The organism is Haloarcula sp. Atlit-120R (genome assembly GCF_003665885.1).
Lineage (GTDB): Archaea > Halobacteriota > Halobacteria > Halobacteriales > Haloarculaceae > Haloarcula > Haloarcula taiwanensis.
Window position 1 is genome coordinate 601,136 of the sequence record NZ_QPLN01000001.1, and the last position, 19,784, is coordinate 620,919.

At 64.8% G+C, this 19,784-nt stretch carries 12 protein-coding genes; 4 read left to right on the plus strand and 8 right to left on the minus strand.

What is annotated here, in order from left to right; genetic code table 11:
- Nucleotides 1–110 precede the first annotated feature (110 nt).
- From DVK01_RS03130 to malA, 3 genes are all read right to left on the minus strand, one after another.
- Nucleotides 111–1,055, minus strand: a complete 945-nt coding sequence (locus DVK01_RS03130; RefSeq protein ID WP_101350851.1) for a sugar phosphate nucleotidyltransferase — start codon at nt 1,053–1,055, stop codon at nt 111–113.
- 50 nt (nt 1,056–1,105) lie between these two features.
- The gene (locus DVK01_RS03135; protein ID WP_121535363.1) at nt 1,106–5,641 is read right to left on the minus strand and encodes a glycoside hydrolase family 15 protein; all 4,536 of its coding nucleotides are present in this window, start codon (nt 5,639–5,641) and stop codon (nt 1,106–1,108) included.
- A gap of 126 nt (nt 5,642–5,767) precedes the next feature.
- Nucleotides 5,768–7,765 (minus strand): alpha-amylase MalA, encoded by a 1,998-nt coding sequence (gene malA / locus DVK01_RS03140; RefSeq protein WP_121535365.1) that lies wholly within the window; start codon nt 7,763–7,765, stop codon nt 5,768–5,770.
- Nucleotides 7,766–7,857: 92 nt separating this feature from the next.
- On the opposite strand from malA, the gene DVK01_RS03145 reads away from it, so the two are divergent.
- On the plus strand, nt 7,858–8,193 hold the full coding sequence (locus DVK01_RS03145) for a hypothetical protein (RefSeq protein WP_101350854.1): 336 nt from the start codon (nt 7,858–7,860) through the stop codon (nt 8,191–8,193).
- A gap of 365 nt (nt 8,194–8,558) precedes the next feature.
- Here DVK01_RS03145 and DVK01_RS03150 read toward each other — a convergent pair whose 3' ends face one another.
- Nucleotides 8,559–9,323: an IclR family transcriptional regulator gene (locus DVK01_RS03150; RefSeq protein WP_101350855.1), complete on the minus strand. Its 765-nt coding sequence runs from the start codon at nt 9,321–9,323 to the stop codon at nt 8,559–8,561.
- Nucleotides 9,324–9,735: 412 nt separating this feature from the next.
- Between DVK01_RS03150 and aceB the strand changes: the two genes are divergently transcribed.
- The gene (gene aceB, locus DVK01_RS03155) at nt 9,736–11,043 is read left to right on the plus strand and encodes a malate synthase AceB (RefSeq protein ID WP_121535367.1); all 1,308 of its coding nucleotides are present in this window, start codon (nt 9,736–9,738) and stop codon (nt 11,041–11,043) included.
- Between the two features lie 43 nt (nt 11,044–11,086).
- Here the strand turns inward: aceB and DVK01_RS03160 are convergent, their stop codons facing one another.
- Nucleotides 11,087–11,467: a VOC family protein gene (locus tag DVK01_RS03160; protein ID WP_101350857.1), complete on the minus strand. Its 381-nt coding sequence runs from the start codon at nt 11,465–11,467 to the stop codon at nt 11,087–11,089.
- Nucleotides 11,468–11,569: 102 nt separating this feature from the next.
- On the opposite strand from DVK01_RS03160, the gene DVK01_RS03165 reads away from it, so the two are divergent.
- On the plus strand, nt 11,570–14,620 hold the full coding sequence (locus DVK01_RS03165) for an FAD-binding and (Fe-S)-binding domain-containing protein (protein ID WP_121535369.1): 3,051 nt from the start codon (nt 11,570–11,572) through the stop codon (nt 14,618–14,620).
- Nucleotides 14,621–15,053: 433 nt separating this feature from the next.
- On the opposite strand, the gene DVK01_RS03170 is transcribed toward DVK01_RS03165, so the two are convergent.
- Together DVK01_RS03170 and DVK01_RS03175 are read right to left on the minus strand one after the other, a co-directional pair.
- Nucleotides 15,054–16,352, minus strand: coding sequence for a DUF362 domain-containing protein (locus tag DVK01_RS03170; protein WP_121535371.1), 1,299 nt, complete (start codon nt 16,350–16,352; stop codon nt 15,054–15,056).
- 120 nt (nt 16,353–16,472) lie between these two features.
- Nucleotides 16,473–17,606 carry a serine hydrolase gene (locus DVK01_RS03175; protein ID WP_121536146.1) on the minus strand — a complete coding sequence of 378 codons (1,134 nt, stop codon included), beginning with the start codon at nt 17,604–17,606 and terminating at the stop codon, nt 16,473–16,475.
- A gap of 150 nt (nt 17,607–17,756) precedes the next feature.
- On the opposite strand from DVK01_RS03175, the gene DVK01_RS03180 reads away from it, so the two are divergent.
- Entirely contained in the window at nt 17,757–18,527 is a 771-nt protein-coding gene (locus tag DVK01_RS03180) for an IclR family transcriptional regulator (RefSeq protein WP_121511485.1), read from the plus strand.
- 55 nt (nt 18,528–18,582) lie between these two features.
- Here DVK01_RS03180 and DVK01_RS03185 read toward each other — a convergent pair whose 3' ends face one another.
- Nucleotides 18,583–19,746, minus strand: coding sequence for an acyl-CoA dehydrogenase family protein (locus DVK01_RS03185; RefSeq protein ID WP_053967361.1), 1,164 nt, complete (start codon nt 19,744–19,746; stop codon nt 18,583–18,585).
- Between the last annotated feature and the right edge of the window lie 38 nt (nt 19,747–19,784).

The following is a 19,784-nucleotide window of genomic DNA, read 5'->3' on the forward strand; positions in this document are numbered from 1 at the left end:
ACCGCGAGTAAATGATGCTCTGTCACTTAGTCCTTCGCCAGCGGTACAGTGACTGGCGGTGGCCCGTCGTGAGTCCTGCATTCGAACAGTGGACCCGTCGTCGCGAGCCATCAGCGGTTGATGATGAGCGACCCCGACATGTTGTACCCCTCAACGGTGACATCCTCACCGAGAATCGTCTCGTCGAGGTCGCAGTCGTTGACCTCGGCGTCGGGGAAGACGATGGTCCGGTCGAGGCTGCTGTCAGTCACTTCCGCCCCGGCCATCACGTGGACAGTGGTCCCAATCTCAGAGTTCTCGACGGTCGCGTCGGGGTGGATGAGCGACCCGCCGTCGAGTTTCCACTCGACGGTCTCGAAATACGACTCAGGTGTCCCGATGTCGAACCAGACATCGTCAAACGTGAACGCGGACACCGGTTCCTGCTGTTGCAGCCAGTCGATGTACCAGCCCGGTTCGTCGGGGTTGTTGTCGCCAGAGAGGTACTCCTCGAAGCGGAGCGAGTCGGCCGGGAAGGCGTAGCAGGCAATCGATACAAGCGTGCTCTTGGGGTTGTCAGGCTTCTCCTGGAAGTCGACGACGCGTTCGCCGTCGAGTTCGACGAGCCCGTATGACTTGGCTTTCTCCCGCGAACCCACGTCGTAAGCAGCGAGTGCCGGCCCGTCGCGGTCCTCGAAGAAGTCGAGGAACTCCGAGGGGTCGAAGCCGATGAGGTTGTCGCCGCCGATGATGAACAGGTCGTCGTCGATGCCCTCGCGCTCGATCAGTTGCGCGAGCGCGCCGACGACGCCGAACTTCTCGTCTTCGTCTTCCGTGCTCTCGACGGAGAGTTGGACCTTTTCGTAGCCCCTCTCGTCGATGTGGGCTTCGAACTCGTCGGCGAAGGCCTCATTCGTACTCAGATACGTCGTCCCGATACGGTCGTCAGCTTCGAGCGACTGCAAGACACCGTCGATGACGGTCGTCTCACCAACCGGGAGTAGCATCTTCGGTCGACGCCGCGTGATCGGCCACAGCCGTGTGGCGTAGCCGCCAGCTAGAACAATCGCGTCCATATCCCACAGTCAGAGGCGAATTATAAAGTGGTTCTCACTTATGAGGGATTCTACAGGTTAAGCTGCCAGACAGTTGTCCCGGCAGTGACCAGGTCTTCGTCGTCTGCGGCGGCAACAATCACTTGATTCTCACCGGGGTCGACATCGACTGCAACCTCGAATTCGCGGTCATCGACGGAGATGTACGTGATGTCGGCGGGCGTTTTGACGACGACACAGACACCAGTGGTCTCGCCGGAGACGACCAGTTCGTTCCCGCGGAACTGCGTATCGACGCGGAGCGCGGGGCTGCGATCAGGAGTGTGGGCCCGTCGCTCCCGGTAGCGGTCGTCAACGAACGCGGGCGTCTCGACCGGTTTACCGGCGCTGATGCCGTGGGCTAACCGCACGTACTGGGCCATCGACCACGCCAACGGCGTCGCCGAGCCGGTCCCTTCGGCGAACTCCCAGTCGTACTCGGTCGCGTGGCCACGGTCCCATATCTGCTCGGCGATCATCCGGCCCGAGTTCGCCACGTCCTGCATCATCCGAAGACAGTTCTCGGGCGGGATGTCCGGGTCGTCGCGGTGGAGTTCGTACTCGGCGCGCTCGCCGGTGAGCAGCGGCCAGAGGCGGCCCTTCCCCTTGTGTTCGACCGTCCACGGTGCGCCCTGGTCGTCCCGACCACGCTCGCCGTAGCCGTCGCCGTTGTACCGGTAGAACCCGGGTGCGTGCTCCGTGTCGACGCTGATGGTGTCGTCGACCTCGACGAGCGAGTTCCGGATGGTCTCGTCGTCGTCGGGCTTGATACCCAGCCGGACGAGTTCGAGGAAGCCACCGTCGATGATGTTGCGTTCGTCCAGCGTCGGACCGTCGTTGGCGAGCGTGCGGAGGTGCCCCATCTCGGGGTTGCCATCGAGCGTTATTCGCGTGTAGTAGGGCGTGTTGGTGTGGCGCTCGGTCCCGGTCTCGGTCGCGGTCCAGGCCTCGACGTTGTTCGCCCACTGGTCGGCCAGCGCCAGCCAGACGAGCGCGTCGGCCTCGTGGCCGGTGTCGAGCGCGAGCTTCGCCGCACACGCAAGCCCCGCGATTTCGGCCGCAATCGAGGACGGCGAGAAGCCGGCCTCCTCCTCCCAGCGCTCCTGTGCGGTCTCGGGGCCGTGGCGGACGACGTACTCAGCCGACCGCCGGACGTTCTCGTAGCTGTACTCAACGTCCTCGAAGTCGACGCCGCTCTCGGCGAGCCGATAGGCCATCACCTGCGGGAACGAGATGTTGTCCATCTGCTCGCCGCCCCAGCGGGTCGTCCCGTTGACGTAGGTGTTCTGCGGGATGAAGCCAGCCTCGTCCTGCTGGTACTCGTAGATGTACTCCAGTTGGTCGGTGGCGATGTCCAGCGACCCGATGGCGTCGAAGACGCTGAACACCTGATAGAGGTCCCGCGACCAGACGAAGTTGTAGCCGTAGCCCTTGGGCTCCTCGGCGTGGACGGCCTCGCCCCACGGCACGGACGGCGAGGCGATAGAGGCCCCGTGGTAGGTCTTGTCCTCGACGGCCAGCAGCGTCATCAGCGCGGTTCTGTACTGGTTCGCCAGCGCTTCGTCGTCAGCAACCGAGTCCGGGAGTTGCTTGTCCGAGAGGAAATCGGCCCAGCTGTCGGCATACTCGGCACGGACCGTCTCGTAGCCGCGGTCGAGCGCGCCGTCGGCTTCGCCCAGCGCGGCAGCGGTGTCAGCCTGTCGCGCGAAGCCGAGCGCGACCGTGTCGCTGACTCTCGTTCCCGAATCCAGCCGACCGATGAGGACGAGGTTCGTCCCGTCGATCGACTCGACCGGGTCCGGGAGGTCGCCGTCCGAGTACAGCCCGTCGAGACGGTCGCTGCCGGCCGCACCGACGGTGGCCCAGTCGAAGCGTCCGGCCGCAGCCATCGCCACGGCGATGGAGTAGGCGTCGCCGTTCTCGTCGACGAGCAGGTCGTTGTCCGTCTGGTCGGTGTATGCGCGGGGGTTCCGGCCGACGAGGTGGTAGCTCCCGGGCTGGCCGTATCTGATAGCGCGGTCCTCGGTGACCGTGCTGGTGAGCGCGATGTCCGCGACCGAGAACACGTCGTATGATTTGCCGTCCTCGGCGCTGAAGGACACGTCGGCGACGATGGCGTCGTGCTCGGGGTCAGTCGCGTAGTCGACGGTCAGCGTCCACTCGTGGCCCCGGCCGTCACCGGTCTCGGTGAAGACGTGGCGATAGAGGAGCGCCTCGTCGTCGACGGGCTCGACGCGCCGCCTGACGCTGTCGTCGGTCCGGCGGTTCTCCCGGTGGGTCCGGACGGCGTAGTCCGTCTCGTCCGTACACCGAACCAGGAAATCGAGCGTCCGCAGATTCATGAGGTCGACCTGCGGGTAGCGGGCCTCCGTCAGCGCGCCCTCGGTGAGCGTGAACCAGACGCGCGAGGGGTCCTGCTCGTCGTGGTCGGCGACGGTGCCGACGCCGTACTTCTCCCCGGTCGTCCAGGTCGGTCGCTCGCTCGGCCCCTCAGTTCCGGCTGAGGTCGTCGGGAGTGCGTTCAGTTCACCCAGGCGTGCAGTCGCGTGAAGCCGCAACGCATGCGACCAGCCAAGCGGCGTCGCGCTGTCGAGGTCGCCGTCGTCGAAGGCCTGCTCGGCGAGGTAGCCGGCGTCGGTCGTGAGCGGCCCGTCCTCTTCGAGTAGCTCGTACAGGTCGCTCGCGCGGTCGAGGTACGCGTCGCCACGCTCGTCGCGGTCGTTCAGCATATCGCCCACGCGAGCGGCAGCGAGTGCCCCCATCGCCGTCGTAACCGTCCAGATCTTCTCGCTGTCCTGATGGCCGGTCCGCCAGCGGTCACCCTCGTAGCGGGCCAGTCCCGCGACCCGGCTCTCGGTGGGGTTCCGGAAGAGCGTGTCGAGCGTCGTGCTCACGTGGTCCGCCAGACGGGTGAGGTGCTGGTCGGAGAGCGTCGTCGACTCGACGTTGTCGTACTCCTGCAGCGCGTCCGCGAGGTGGAGTCCCGCAGCGTCGATACGGTGGTCCGGGGTCCCGTTTGTCAGCCCGATCACGTACACGCCCAGATCACTGTCCCAGAGCGTATCGAGCCCATCCAGCAGCCTGTCGGCTGCCGCCAAGCTCCGCTCGCAAACCGACTCGGGCATCGGAGCGCGGCCCACCGCGGCGAAGGCCTCGATGAACGTCGCAGTAGTATGTGTGAACTGGCCGATGGAGTCCTCCCAGACGTTCTGACACGGCTCGGGGAGGCCGTTGGCCGCGATGTCTTCGATGAGCGTGTCAACGGCCGCCTCGATAGTCCCTCGAACTGTCGCTGTCAACTCGGCGTCCATCTTGCTGCGATGCGTTCGCAGCAACGTCGCGAGGAAGGCGGTGACGGTCGCGGTCTGGTCGGCCTGATACTCCGGCGATTCGGCGTTGTGTTCGACCCGAGCGTTGGCCCAGCCCGGGGCGATATCCCCCGTGTCGGCCCAGACGCGGTGGGGCCACCGGCCGTCAGGGAGCTGGCTGTTACAGAGGAACTCAGCGCTCTCAAGCAACATCTCGACAGTGTCTATTTCGAGTCGGGACCCGGCTTCGAGCAGATGCCGGGAGACGGAGGCGTCGTCGCGGAACCAGACGTAGCCGTAGCCGCCGGAGTTCGAGTAGAAGGGGTCGAACTCCGGGGCGGCGATGCGACCGCCGGTCGGCGAGGACAGCAGGTCGAGCACCCGCAGGTCCATGCGTATCGAGTCTGAGCGTGTCATTGATTCGGACACGTCGATGCGTGTTCGCTCCCGCCCGGCCTGCCGGAGGTCGTCGGAGGTCGTGTGCGCTGTCACGCAGTCGGCGAGGTCCAGAAGCGCCGTTTCCCGGTCGACCTCGTCGTGGTTCGAGAGTTGACTGACGAGCGTCGTGTCCTTGCTGCGCCCGGACCGGTCAAGCGGCGCGGTCACGAGGAAATCGCCGGTGAGCCGGGTCTGGTCGCGCCGTTCGACCGGCTCCGACCGCGGGAACTCGACCGGGCTATCCGAAAGTATCTCTGCGAGCCGTTCCGGTCGCTGTCCGGCGACGGCGTCTAGCCCGGTCGACGAAGCAAGGTAATCGTGCTCCCGCCGGTGGTACACTTCCAGTACCCGCGAGTTGTCGGGCCCGGCGTCTTCGTGAATCAGCGAGCCGACGCCGCTGTCGCTGTTTTCGGGGGCCAGTGTGACGAACGCCACGAGCTTGGCGTTCTGTGGAACCGCCCCGCGCATCGCGACGTGTGTGACGTGTGCCCGTCCAAGCGTCAGGTCGTACTGGTGGACGGTGAACGACCCCGCGTCGTACTCGGTCTCGACGAGCCGCGTCTCGCGGTAGTAGTGCTGTCTGATGGTCTCTAGGTCGCTGAACCACCGTGTTTCGTCTCCAAGCATAACCCCGAGTCGGGAGCGATCGATGCCGGAGAGCCCGGAGAGCGAATCGGAGTAGTCCTGCAGTGTTCCGTCTTCGCCGACGTGTACGAGTCGATCACCGTGCCCCGAGAAAGAGCCTGAAACAGTCCTGCGCTCCTCTGGAAAGCGCTCGTGACGAGTCCGCTTGTATTCGTTGAGCGCTGTCGAAAGCCGCATACACATCAAAGCAGACCAATCTCTATAAACTCCTGTGGTTCGGACAAATTAGTGATACTTCGAGGCCACGACCGCATATCCCGGGAGGGCGGAGCCGCTATCGTTGAACGGACCCGACCGCGCGAATTACTGGCGCAGGTCGCTCCCGGCGGCCGGGAACACACCCACGCTATCGACTGTAACGGTCGCGTTCCCGTCACCAGCACCGCCGCGGTGCTCCCCGGACACAAGGTCGGTGTCGGCGGTCACGGCCGGCAGCTCAACCGTCGTCGGCTCGCTGCTGAAGTTGAGTACCACAACGGCTGCGTCCTCGGCAGTCGCCCGTGCGTACGCGACGACACGGTCAGACGGCCCGTCTCGGACCTCGTACGGGATGCGGAGCAGGTCCGCGTCGGCCGACAGTGCTGGCTGGTCGTGTCTGGCTGCCGCAAGGTCGCTGACGAACGACTGGAGCGCCTCGTCGGCGTGGTCCCACGCGAGGTCGTCGCGACGGCCGCGCTGGCCGAACTCCTGACCGGCGTAGAGTAGCGGCGCGCCCGGAAGCGTGAACAGCGCGCCCGCGGCGGCCTCGGCGGCGTCGCGCCCGTAGTCGACGACGTAGCGCGTCTCGTCGTGGTTCTCAGCGTACAGCATGAACGACGCGTGCTCCGGGAAGCCGATCTCCGCCCGCCCCTCGATGGCACCGAGGACGGCCTCGGCGTCGCCGCCGCCCCCGACTTGCCGGAGCGCGGCGTATGTCGTCGAGTCGAAGTGCATATCGAACAGCCCGGCCTGGAAGTCGGGGATGTACGGGATTGTCTCGTCCAGTAGCAGGAACTCGCTGTCGCGGTCCTTGCAGTAGTCGTGGATCTCGCGCCAGAAGCTGTTCGGGACGGCCCAGGCCATGTCACAGCGGAACCCGTCGACCAGGTCGGCCCACTGGGCGACCGCATCGAGCAGGTGCCGGCGGACCGGCAGGTGATCGAAGTTGAAGTTCGCGATGTGTTCCCACTCGAAGTACGTCTCCGGTTCGGTGTCGGTGCGCCACTCGTACCAGTCGCGGTACTCGCTGTCTGGGTCGTCGCGGGCGGCCTCGAAGTAGGGGTGAGTCCGCGCCGAGTGGTTACAGACGAGGTCGAACAGTATCTTGAACCCGCGGTCATGGGCCGCCTCGACGAACCGCTCGTAGTCCGCGCGGGTGCCGAGGTCCGACGCGATAGCGAAGAAGTCCGTGATGTTGTAGCCGTGGGGCGCGTGGTCGTTCTGCAGGACCGGCGTGAGCCAGAGCACGTCGACGCCCAGGGAGTCGAGGTAGTCCAGTCGGTCGACGATGGCATCGAACGGCGAGTCGTCGCTGTCCCCGGCGAACGTGCGGACGTAAATCTCGTAGATGACCGCGTCCTCGGCCCACTCGGGCGCGTCGTACGGGCGCGTGGCGGCGACGCCGGCCCCGCTGGCCACCGTCTCGACGCCGTCAGCGGTGCGCGTAAATTCGACGGCGTCGGGCACGCTGTAGCCGTGGTCCCCGACCGCGACGGCGTGGATGCGGGCACGCTCCGGGAGCGCGTCCAGCGGGATCCGGAGGGCTGTCCCGTCCCGGGTCACCGCGTCGGCGTCGATGTCGTCGCGGTCGTCGAACAGATACTCGACGGCGAGGTCGGCGGCCGCCTCGCTCCCCTCCGGGTGGGGGCTTCGGTCCGCGCGGACGACGGCCTCGTCACCCTCGATGGCCGGCCGCAGGGTCAGGCGCGGGCGGCCGCCGCCACCGCCGCCGTCGCTACTGTCATCTGCCAGCGTGTACTCGTCGTCGCCGCCGGAGCCGCTTTGCCCGCTGGAGACGCCCCCGCGTTCCCCACCGGAACGACCGGAGCGCCCCGAAGTGTGTGACCCGCTGGATTCGAGCCCCCCCGGAAACGCGCGGACGGTGAGGTCGTGCTTGCCGTCCGGCGCGGTGAGGCGGACGGTGTACCTGCCCGGCGTGTCGGGGACGAAGTGTTCGACCGGGTCGTCGCCGAGGGTGGCAGTGGACTGTACCGGCGCACGCGCGACGTGCCAACTGTAGTCCGCCGTCGGGTCCGGGTCCCGGGGCGCGAGTTCGACCTCGTCGCCCGTCGACACGAACCGCGGCGGTCCAGGATGGTGCATAGGTGCACTGCGATTGTCAGTGTCTTTGTAGTTGGGGTCGCCGAGAAGTTCCCCGGCAGCAGCGCTTTCCGAGTGGGGCCTGTACCGCCCCTGTGCCCGAGTACCGACGCGACGCCGCGTTCGCCCTGCTCTGTGGGCTCGTGCTCCTCGCGTATCTGCGCTGGACCGCCGCGGTCGAGACGCTCCAGTCCGGGGTCGCCGTCGTGGTCGGCGTGGCCGGTGCACTGGGCGTCGAGGCGCTGTTTCTTCTGGACACACCCGCCGCGTCGCTGTGGGAGCGCCGCGGCGTGCGGACGGCGTCGGCGGTCGCGCTCCTGGTGTGTGCCGCCGGCCTCGCGGTGCTGCTGGGTCCGGTCGTCGTCGCCGCGGCGTGCTGGGGACTGGCGACGTACTTCGTCGTTCTCGCGGTGAGTCTGCTCAAGCGGTAACAGTCGGCGCGCACCCCGGCCGTTCGACGGGCATATTCCCCATTCCGATAGAGGTTCTCTGGACGAATGACTCCATATCCTGCGCTTTACTATGTATATAGAAGTAGATAGGGTGTTTTGAACCTAATAAATTCTATTTAAGAATGAATACAACCATATCACCGAGTTATAGAATGGTATAGGCCAAGTACGCATAGAAATTGCCGCAAAAGAGATACTTATTCGACGAACGACGGGCGGTCGCCTGACTGTCCCGGCTTCGAGCGCCACCGCGGCTGTCCGGACCTGACCAGTGAATAACAACTGTACTGTTATTAGATTGCGCCGGTCGCCATCGAGACAGCCGGCGGCAGAACGAACGGCCGTTACCCGTGGGCCAGGTTGACCTCGATGACGTTGGCGGCCTGTTTCACCGTGTCGACGAGCTGGGCTTTGCGGCCCGGGGACTGCAGTCGGTTGATTGGGGCGGTGATGCTGATGGCGGCTTCCCGGCGGTCGCCGGTGTCGATTGGGACCCCGACACAGCCGGTGCCGTCGACCCGTTCCTCGGTGTCGTCGGCGACGCCGGTTTCGCGGATGGTTTCGAGTTCGGCGAACAGCGTCTCGCGGTCGGTGATGGTGTTGTCCGTCTCTGCGGGCAGCCCGCGGGTGTCGATGATTTCCGCGACGCGGTCGTCGTCGAAACTCGACAGAAGCGCTTTGCCGATAGCGGTCTTATGCAGGTGGATGCGCTTCCCGAGGCGCGTATCGAGCGCGACCGCCTGGTCGCCGCTGGTCGTGTGGATGTAGATGCCGTAGCCCTGCTCTTCTATCATCAGGTTCGCCAGTTCGCCGGTCTCGACGGCCATCCGTCTGACTTCGGGCTTTGCCACCTCGTAGATGCCGTCGTAACGCTGTGCGATGCCGCCAAACTCCAGCCACCGGAGCCCGATGCGGTACTCGCCGTCCCGTTCCACCACCAGACCCTCGTCTTCCAGCGTCAGCAGGTGCTTGTATATCGTGCTCTTGGCCGACTCCAGCGAGTCGGCGAGTTCGGCTAGCGTGGCACTCCCACCGAGGTCTTTGATAGCCGAAAGTACCGCAAGCGAGGTCTGCGTCGCCCGGACCGAGTCCGTTTTTGCCCGTGTCATTAGTCACCAGTTCTTGGGCCGCTCGAATAAAATTGCCGTATCGGCTGTGACAACCGCTCTGCGCTAGCTTCCGGGGCGACATATCTGGCGAGAGAGGCTCACCGCGTGTTTCGACCGGCAGAGTGATTCGAAAAGACGAAACGAAAAGTCGGGCGCGATGGCGCGATTCCAGCGGCCGAAGTTGCCAGGACTCCGCGACGTGGAGACCGAACGGCCACGAGATACCGACAGATCAGTGTGTGCCGCCGACTGTTGTGTCGTCCGGGCAGACAGCGCACCAATAGTTACCAGAGAGACATATTTCGTAAATCCGAATACGGCGGAAGACGGTGGAATAACTGCGCTCGTTGATGTCTCGGTCGACAACGGACGGTAGATTTAACACGGTCCGTTTGGTTCTTTGAGACGAGTTATGAGTGTGACCCGACACTACGAGCGCGAGTTCGTCAGAACGTTCTTTACCTCGCCGACAGCGGTGGACGGCGAGAGCGATTCAGCCAAGATGCTCCGAAGCGCGGGCCAGCTCCGTGGCCTGCAGGCCCCGGACGTCTGGGTCCCGGACAACGAGGACGCGACGGCCCCGAACATGCGCGAGGAGGGCGTCCAGAACATCATCGACGTGGTCTCCGAACAGGGAGCCGACTTCCCCGGCGAGATACACCCGCGTGTCGTCTGGCACCGCGAGTCGCCGACGACCCGCTATCAGGGCTTCCAGCAGATGCTGGAGATAACAGACCCCGAAAACGGTGCCGTCGAGCACATCGACGGCTTCGTCATTCCGGAGGTCGGCGATATCGACGACTGGAAAAAGGCCGACGAGTTCTTCACCATCATCGAGAACGAGCACGGGCTCGAAGAGGGGAGTCTCTCGATGTCGGTCATCGTCGAGAGCGGCGAGGCCGAGTTGGCGATGGGCGACCTACGGGACGAGATGGGCAAGCCCTCGAACAACCTCGAACGCATGTTCCTGCTGGTCGACGGCGAGGTCGACTACACGAAGGACATGCGCGCGATGACGCCCACCGGCGAACTGCCGCCGTGGCCGGAACTGCGCCACAACACCTCCCGGGGTGCCAGTGCCGCGGGCCTCATCGCCGTCGACGGTCCCTACGACGACATCCGCGACGTCGAAGGCTACCGCGAGCGAATGAAGGACAACCGCGCGAAGGGGATGACCGGCATCTGGTCGCTGACGCCGGGTCAAGTCGTGGAGGCGAACACGGCCCCGCTCCCGCCCAAGACCGGCAGCTGGCTGCTCGAAGCCGGCGGTCAGGAGGTCGAACTCGAACATGAGGACGGCAGGCAGGTGTACGACGGCGACGACCTCTCGCTGGAGCCGGACGGCGACGGCGGCTACGTCCTTCGGGCAGGCGGTGAGTGGCTGGAACTGGACGAGGATGAACTCACCGAGGAACTGCTCGACCGGACCGCATACATCCCCAGCATGAACGACATCGTCGACTCTATGGAGGAGTTCGAGGCCGCAAAGGAAGCCGGCAAGGGGGCCATCGCGATGACACAGGCCGCGACACTGGTCATCGACGGCGTCGAAGTCGAGGTCAGCAAGGACCGGATGTGGGACGAAGCGACCTATCAGGCCGCCCAGACGCCCATCACGCTGTTTCAAGATGTCTACGAGCACCGGCCGGACCAACACGAAGAACTAGAGGAGATGTACGGAGCCGACGTGGTCGAGCGGGCGACCGCCGTCGGGAACTGACGGGGCCGTTCCGTTTCGCCATTCGAAACGCCGCGGGCGCGGTTCAGTCTTCTAGCGGTTCGATGAGTTCGACGTGATGGCCGTCGGGGTCGGCCACGAAGGCCGTGTACGCGCCGGCTTCCGGCTGTGGCCCCGGCTCCTTGACGACTCCGTGGTGGTCAATGCGCTCGACCGTCGCGTCGACGTCGTCGACGCCGAGCGCGAGGTGGTCCCAGCCGTCTCCCATCTCGAAGCTCGTCTCGCCGTCCGTCTCCGAGAGCTGTAGTTCGACGCCGCTGTCGTCGGCCACGTAGTAGTTCGTCGTCTCGCCGTCCGGCGTCGTGAACTGCCAAGACTCCTCGAAGCCGAACTGTTCGTAGAAGGCAATCGATTCCGCCGCGTCGGCGACGTTCAGGCACATATGGAGCACGCTTGCACTGACCATACACCGCATCCGACGCCCCGGGGCAAATAGCTGGCGGGCTCCCCAGAATGAATTGTGACCGCATGCCACAGACTTTAATGATTATTACCCCTGAATGCTCGTATGGCGATTGAAAACGTCGAGGACACCTGGTCAGCACAGGAACTGGACCTGGATAGACCGGATGTCGACGCGTATCGAGACCTTGCGGAAGCGCTCCGTTCGCGGGTCTCAGGTGGGGTTGAGTTCGACGAATACGCCCGGATTCTGTACGCAACGGACGGGAGCATCTACCGCGCCGAACCGGCCGGAGTCGTGTATCCGACGGGTATCGACGACGTGCGAGCGGCCGTCGACGTGGCGACGGCCCACGGCGTGCCGATACTCCCTCGCGGAACCGGGTCGTCGCTTGCCGGGCAAACCGTCGGCCCGGGCTGTGTCGTGCTGGACATGTCCCGGCACATGGACGAGATCATCGAGATTCGGCCTGGCGAGCAGACGGCGCGCATCCAGCCCGGTGTGGTGCAGGACGATCTGGACGACACGCTGGCCGAGTACGGCCTGAAGTTCGCCCCTGACCCGGCGTCGTCGAACCGGGCATCGGTCGGCGGCGGTATCGGGAACAACTCCACCGGCGCGCACTCCGTCAGATACGGCATCACCGACGCCTACACCGACGCGGTGAAGGCCGTTCTCTCGGACGGGTCGCTCATCCACGCCCGCGAGGTGGTCATCGACTCGCCGGAGTGGGACGACATCGTGAGCAAAGACGACCGTGAGGCCGACATCTACCGGACGGTCCGGAAAATCGTCGAAGAGAACACCGAGGAGATTGAAGAACGCTACCCAGATCTGAAACGGCGGGTGTCGGGCTACAACCTCGACCGCGTCATCTACGAGAACGACGACGGGGAGCGGGTCCTGAACCTCGCAAAGCTGTTCGTCGGGAGCGAGGGGACGCTGGGCGTCATCGTCGAGGCCGAACTCTCGCTGGTGACGGTCCCCGAGGAGACGGCGCTGGCGCTGTACTGCTTCGACACGCTCGGGGACGCGATGCGGGCCGTCCCGGTCGCGCTCGACTACGATGTCAGCGCGGTCGAGCTGATGGACGACGAGATGTTCAGGCTCGCAGCGGGGTCCGACGGCTACGCCGAGTACGTCGAGCCAATTCCCGACCGGGCGGCGGCCGCACTGATGCTCGAATACGACTCGGAACTGCATGACGACTTCGAGGCGGCCATCGCGCGGACCAACGAGCGGTTCCTCGATACCGGCGCGGCCTTCGACGTGGTCGAGGCCTACACCGACGAAGACCAGGCCGACCTCTGGAAGCTCCGGAAGGCGGCGATTCCGCTCCTGATGTCCATGGACGGCGACCCCAAGCCGTACCCGTTCATCGAGGACGCGACGGTCCCGCCAGCCGAACTGGCCGAGTACGTCGAGAAGTTCGAGGACGTGCTGGCCGACCACGACACCTCCGCCGCGTACTTCGCCCACGCCGGTTCCGGAACGCTCCATATCCGCCCGATTCTCAACCTGAAGGAGGAATCCGGCATCGAGGATATGCACTCTATCACCGACGACGTAACCGACCTCGTGCTGGAACACAAGGGGTCGTTCTCCGGCGAGCACGGCGACGGGATGGCCCGGACAGAGTTCACGCCGAAAATGTACGGCGAGACGCTCTGGGATGCGTTCAAGGAAGTCAAGACGGCGTTCGATCCACAGTGGTGGATGCACCCGGGTAACGTCGTCTACCGCGACGGGCCCGAAGACATCGGCCCCGACACCGACCGGGGCGTCGGCGCGGACATGCGCGAGAACCTCCGGTACGGCCCGGACTACCAGTCTCTGGAGCCACAGACGACGCTCGACTTCAAGGACGAGGGCGGTTTCTCACATCTGGTCGAACTGTGTAACGGCTGTGGCACCTGTCGACAGACCGACGGGGACGTGATGTGTCCCACCTACCGCGCCTCGGAGGAGGAGGTTCAGACGACGCGGGGCCGTGCGAACCTCCTCCGGTCGGCCATCAGCGGCGACCTTGACGAAGACGAGATTCACTCCGACCGGTTCCAGGAGGAAGTGCTCGACCTCTGTGTCGGCTGCAAGGGCTGCAAGAGCGACTGTCCGACCGGCGTCGACATGGCGAAACTCAAGACCGAACTGAAACACCAGCACCACCAAGAGGAGGGAACAAGCCTCCGGGAGCGCCTGTTCGCCAACATCGACACCGCCTCGAAGATCGGGTCGGCGCTGGCCCCGGTTTCGAACTGGGCGACAGACATCCCGGGGGCGCGAGTCGTCATGCAGAAACTGTTCGGCATCGCACCGGAGCGCGAACTCCCGACCTTCCGCCGGGAGACGCTGCAAGACTGGTTCGATGACCGCGGCGGCTCAACCGTCTCGCGGGCCGAGGCCGACCGGAAGGTCTTGCTGTTCCCCGACACGTACACGAACTACTCGTACCCGGCCGCCGGCAAGGCCGCCGTCGAAACCCTCGAAGCCGCGGGCGTCCACGTCACCATCCCGGACGACACCGCGCCGTCGGGACGGGCGGCGTACTCCTCCGGGATGCTGGACCTGACGCGGGAGCGCGCCGAGACGAACGCGAACCGGCTCGCGGAGCGCGTCGCCGATGGCTGGGACGTCGTGTTTGTTGAACCCTCTGACGCGGTGATGTTCCAGGACGAGTACCGCGACTTGCTCGACGGCCCCGAAGTCTCGCGGGTGGCCGAGAGCGCCTACGGCGTGCTGGAGTACCTCGATACGTTCCGACTCGACGACGCGCTGCCGGTCGAGGACCGGTCGCTCGGGGCCGCCGGCGCGGTCAGCTACCACGGCCACTGCAACCAGAAGGGGACCAACAAGGACCACCACGCCGTCGGCGTCATGCGCCGGGTCGGCTACGAGGTCGACCCGCTGGACTCGACGTGCTGTGGCATGGCCGGGAGCTTCGGCTACCACGACGAGCACTACGACCTCTCGAAGACTATCGGGCGACTGCTGTTCGACAAGGTCGAGGAAAGCGACGGTGACCGCGTCGTTGCCCCGGGCGGGTCCTGTCGGTCGCAACTGGGTGACCGCGACGGCGTCGACGAGATTCCACCCCATCCTATCGAAGTTGTCGCCGAGCGACTCCCGAACACGACGACAGCCGGACAGCCAGTGTGACAGGGTCAGCGACTGTTCGCGCCCTCTAAAAAAAGGCCTGCTTGGCAGTGTCCGTGGCTTTCTATACACTCCTGTGTCTGTCGATAATCAAGTTGCGTCTGTTGCGAAACTCCTTTTTATGCCGTTGTTTGTATTCAGATTTTTATTTCTGATATTACTTTCGGTCTTTTTAGTTATATATGTCGCCAAATCACCCATAGTTTGCTGTATAAAACTATATTAGTGGCATATATGTAGACAGCCACGCAAAGGAATCGGTTCTCTCTGGGTGGAAATCAGTGCTCGTGCTTCTGCTCGCTTCCGGTTCCTGCGTCAGCTCGGATTGGCTCGTATTCCGATACGTTCATCATCCTGATACGCGGGGCCAGAGAAACGAACGTACAGTTGTTAGAAATTGTTTCAGACGCACGGCGGGACTGTCGCTACCGAAGAGTTAGTCCCGGGTAAACGACGCAGTGCCGTCGGTGAACGCGAGCGACTCACGCTCGGTGACTTCGGCGGCGGGCGGCAAGTCCTCGACGAGCGGCTCGGAAACGTGGAGCACCGAGAGCTCCTGTGTGGACTGGATCCAGACGATGCGGACCGTGTCGGGGTCGTAGCCGCCGAGCGCAGACAGCGCCGTCCGGATAGCGAACTCGTCGTCCGGCGCGACGAGCGGGAGCTTTGCCTTCGCCGTCGACCCGCTGGTGAGTGCGTTCGCGTACGTTTTCTGCAGGTCCAGCTGGTCGACAGCGGCCCGGCGGGTGATGTCGGCCAGCCCGATGCCGTTGCCGTTGCCCTTCGTCGCCTTGGTGAGTCCACGGGCGTAGAGCAGCTTGATCGACGGCTCGTCGGGGTCCGGTGCGTTGAGAACGCGGTAGCGGCCGATGACGTTCGTGTCCATTCCCGCGCCGGAGACATCCTTGCCGAGTTCGTCGACGACGAGCAGGTCGATGTCGTCGACCGGGAGCGTCGCCATCTCGTCGTACGCCCGTTCCAGCAGGGCGGGCTCGCGGTCGGCGAACGAGCCCGCGGGAATCGCCTCGACGTGGGCCGTCTCCTCGTGGAAGTTCTCGACCAGCGCGATGCCGCCGACAAGCGGCAGCGCCGACTCGACAACCGGGAGCGCGGCTTCCAGCGCCTCCACGTACCCTTCCTTGATAGCTGTCGAGTGGAACGCCTTCGCGCCGTGTTGCTTGCCCAGCCCGACGACGGACATCTTCGTCAGACCACTCTCGATGCGACCGCTGTAATTAGTGTGGGGTTTCACTCGGTTCACGACGATCACAGCATCCGCTTCCTGTGCCGCCGTCGAAACGTGGACTGGACACTCGGTGTCACCGACGGTGACGGTGTCGACCTGCTCGGTGTCCATCCGGGCGTCGATGTCGGCGTCGAGGCGCGATTCGGTGATCCCCAGACTCTCCAGCACTTCGCGCTGGCCCTCCGGCGTCGCCCCGCCGTGGCTCCCCATCGCCGGGACGACGACCGGCTCGAAGCTCCGGTCACGAACAGCCGCGACGACAGCCTCGGCGATGTCGTCGATACGGTGGATGCCGCGGCTGCCGACGGCGACGGCGACAGTCGCACCCGGTGCCAGCCCATCAAAGTCGAGACGGCCGAGTTCGGCGCGCGTCGCAGCCGACGGGTCGTCGACGGCGGCCGTCTCTGGCTCGTACTGGATACGAGCGAAGTCCGGCAGCGGCTGTGGGGCAATGAGATGGTCCACGTCGCCTCGGTCTGGGAAGTTCATACCAGAGGGTTCGGGGCGAATCATACAAAAACCGCGGTCACACGGCGCTACCGTGGCTCGGAACACGATCCTCGTTCCAGAAGGTCAGAAGAAGCCTGCGACGAACCGCGGATGCCGCCGTTAGTCCTGTAACAACAGTCGGACAGCGTCGGAAAGCTGGCCGACGCGGGCGGCGTGTTCGAAGGACTCCTCGCGGATACCGTTCGTGACGAGCGCGAACCCGACGTTCAGTTCGGGGTCGCCCCAGCCGAACGAACTGCCGAGGCCGGCGTGGCCGAACATGCGCTCTTTGCTGGCGGCCCCGAACATGTCGGCGGCCAGCCCACCGGTCCAGACGCCGAGTCCGTAGCGAGCCGGACGCGACAGCGTGCCGTCGGACTCGGTTTCGGCGTGGGTCGTGGTCGCCTCGTCGACGGTCGCTTCGGTCAGCAGTTGCGTCCCGTCCAGCGACCCACCGTTTGCGAGACAGGCGTAGAACCGGGCCATGTCCCGGGCGGTGCCGATGCCGTTGGCTGCGGGAATCACCGCCCGGCGCATCGCCGCCTGATTGAACGCCGCCGCGTACTCCGCGGCAGGGTCTTCGAGCCCCTCGTCGACATCGTGACACCGCTCGAACGCCTCGTAGCCGGCCAGGGTCGCCACGTCGTCGGGCTCGTCATCCCGCAGACCGATTCCGGTATCGTCCATCCCCAGCGGCTCAAACACGTTTTCGGCGACGTAGTCTTCGACCGGCTGGCCGCTACAGCGACGGATGAGTTCGCCGACCAGCCAGCCGTAGTTGATGGCGTGATACGCTGGCGTCGTTCCGGGCTCGAACACAGGTTCGATGTCCTCCATCGCCGCGACGACAGCATCCCAGTCGCCCCAGCTTTCGTACTGTTCGTCGAACTCGCCGAAGGGGATACCGGCGGTGTGGCTGAGCACCTGCCGGACTGTGATCGATGCCTTTTGTGTGCCGTCGTCGGCAAACTCCGGCCAGTGCTCGACGACCCGGTCGTCGTAGTCGAGCTTGCCCTGTTCGACGAGCTGGTGCAGGCCGACACCGGCGAACGGCTTCGTACAGGAGAACAGCATGTGGCGTGTCTCGGGCGTCGTTTCGTCGCCGTCGGGACCCGTGGAGCCGCCAGCGAAATCGACGACTAGGTCGCCGTCAACGTACACCGCCAGCTGTGCGCCGTGGTGGAGTCCGACATCGAGCTGTCGCTCGAACTGGGCCCGGAGCTGTTCGATATCGCTTGCGCCAAGCTGTGGCATGGTCTGTGTTGATTCCGGGCGCATACTACAAGTTAGGTTCGGTTCGACAGCGGAATCGAACGGCGGACAGCTACTCGTTGCATTCGAGCTGTCGGACCCCGGTGGTCGAGTATGCGAAACGTTGATGTCACTAAGCGGTCACGAGCCCGTATGCTCGGCAACAAGAACGGCACGTCAGAGGTGTCGACGACCCGGACGTCATTCGAGATTCTGGCGCTGATTCGGGACGCGGGAGGCGCGACAATCGCAGACATCCGGGCAGAGACGGACCTGGCCAAGAGCACGGTGTATCGACACCTCAAGACGCTGCACGACATGAACTATCTCGTCGAAGAGGGCGGGGAATACCGGCTCTCGCTGCGGTTTCTGCAACTCAGCGAACCGCCGCGGATACGGCGACCGGGCTATCTCGTCGCCAAGCAGAAAGTCATCGAGCTGGCGATAGAGACTGACGAACGGGCGCTGTTTCTGGTCGAGGAGGGTTTCGAGGGCGTGTATCTCCATCGGGCCGGCGGCCGGAACCCGCTCCAGAGCGACACGATGATCGGCAAACGCCGGCCACTACACGCGCTCGCCTCGGGGAAAGCCATTCTCGCGGAGTGGTCCGACGAACGCATCGAAGAGTTCGTCGAAACCGCAGGCCTCAACAGACTGACGGCGAACACGATTACCGACCGGGATGCACTGGTCGAGGAACTCGAACAGGTCCGCGAGCAGGGCTATGCGACCAACATGTCAGAACACATGGACGGCCTGCGCGCGGCGGGCGTGCCGGTGTACAACCACGAGGACGATCTCATCGGCGCGTTAAGCGTCTTCGGTCCGAGCGGCCGGGTACGCCGGGCAGATATCGAATCAACGTACCCCGACCTACTGGAACAGAAAGCCAGCGAGCTGAAGATCGACCTCACGTATGATTGAGAAGTGCAGATTCGTGTGGGCGTCGTCCCGCATTCCGGAATGTGTCGGACGGACCCTACTCGAAGGCCGGGATGCCGGTCAGGTCGTGGCCGATGATGAGCGAGTGGATGTCGTGCGTTCCCTCGTAGGTATAGACGGTTTCGAGGTTCGTCAGGTGCCGCATCGGGGAGTAATCAGCCGTGATGCCGTTGCCGCCGAGCATCTCGCGGGCCACCCGTGACTGCTCGCGGGCCATCCGTGCGTTGTTGCGCTTGGCCATCGACACCTGTTCCGGGCGGAGGTCGCCGCGTTCCTTCAGGTCGGCGAGCCGGTGGGCGAGCAACTGGCCCAGCGATATCTGGGTCGCCATCTCCGCGAGCTTCTCCTGCTGGAGCTGATAGCCGGCGATCGGCTTCCCGAACTGCTCGCGGTCGGTGGCGTACTCGTGGGCGGTCTCGAAACAGTCCATGGCGGCCCCCACCGTTCCCCAGGCGATACCGTAGCGGGCCTGTGTGAGACAGGACAGCGGTCCCTTCATCCCCTCGACGCCCGGCAGGACGTTCTCCTCGGGAACGCGGGCGTTCTGGAGGCTGATCTCACCCGTAATCGAAGCCCGCAGCGAGAGCTTCTCGTCGATCTTGTTCGTCGTCACGCCGTCGCGGTCCGTCTCGACGAGGAAGCCCCGCACTGGGTCGCCGTCGGCAGAGGTGACCTTCGCCCAGACCACTGCGAGGTCGCTAATGGGCGCGTTCGTGATCCACGTCTTCGAGCCGTTCAGGACGTAGCCGTCGGCGTCGCGCTCGGCCGTCGTCTCCATCGCCGACGGGTTCGACCCGTGTTCGGGCTCGGTCAGACCGAAACAGCCCACCCGCTCGCCGCTGCCGAGTGCCGGCAGCCATTCCTCCTTCTGTGCATCGCTGCCGTAGGCGTGAATCGGGTACATGACGAGGGCCCCCTGCACGCTGGCCATCGAGCGCAGGCCGCTGTCGCCGGCCTCCAGTTCCTGCAGGAGGAGGCCATACGCCGTCTCACTGAGTCCCGGCAGGCCGTAGCCATCGAGGTTCGGGGCGTAGAACCCGAGGTCGCCCATCTCGGTGATGAGATCCGTCGGGAACGTCCCGTCGATCCAGTGTTGCCCGACGTCCGGCTTGACTTCGTTCTCGACGAACTCTCGGGCCGTATCACGGACCATCCGCTCTTCCTCGCCGAGGTCGTCTTCGAGACCGAGGTAATCGATCATATAGGATCTGTGGCCGGGGTTCAATTAAGCGTTTGCCC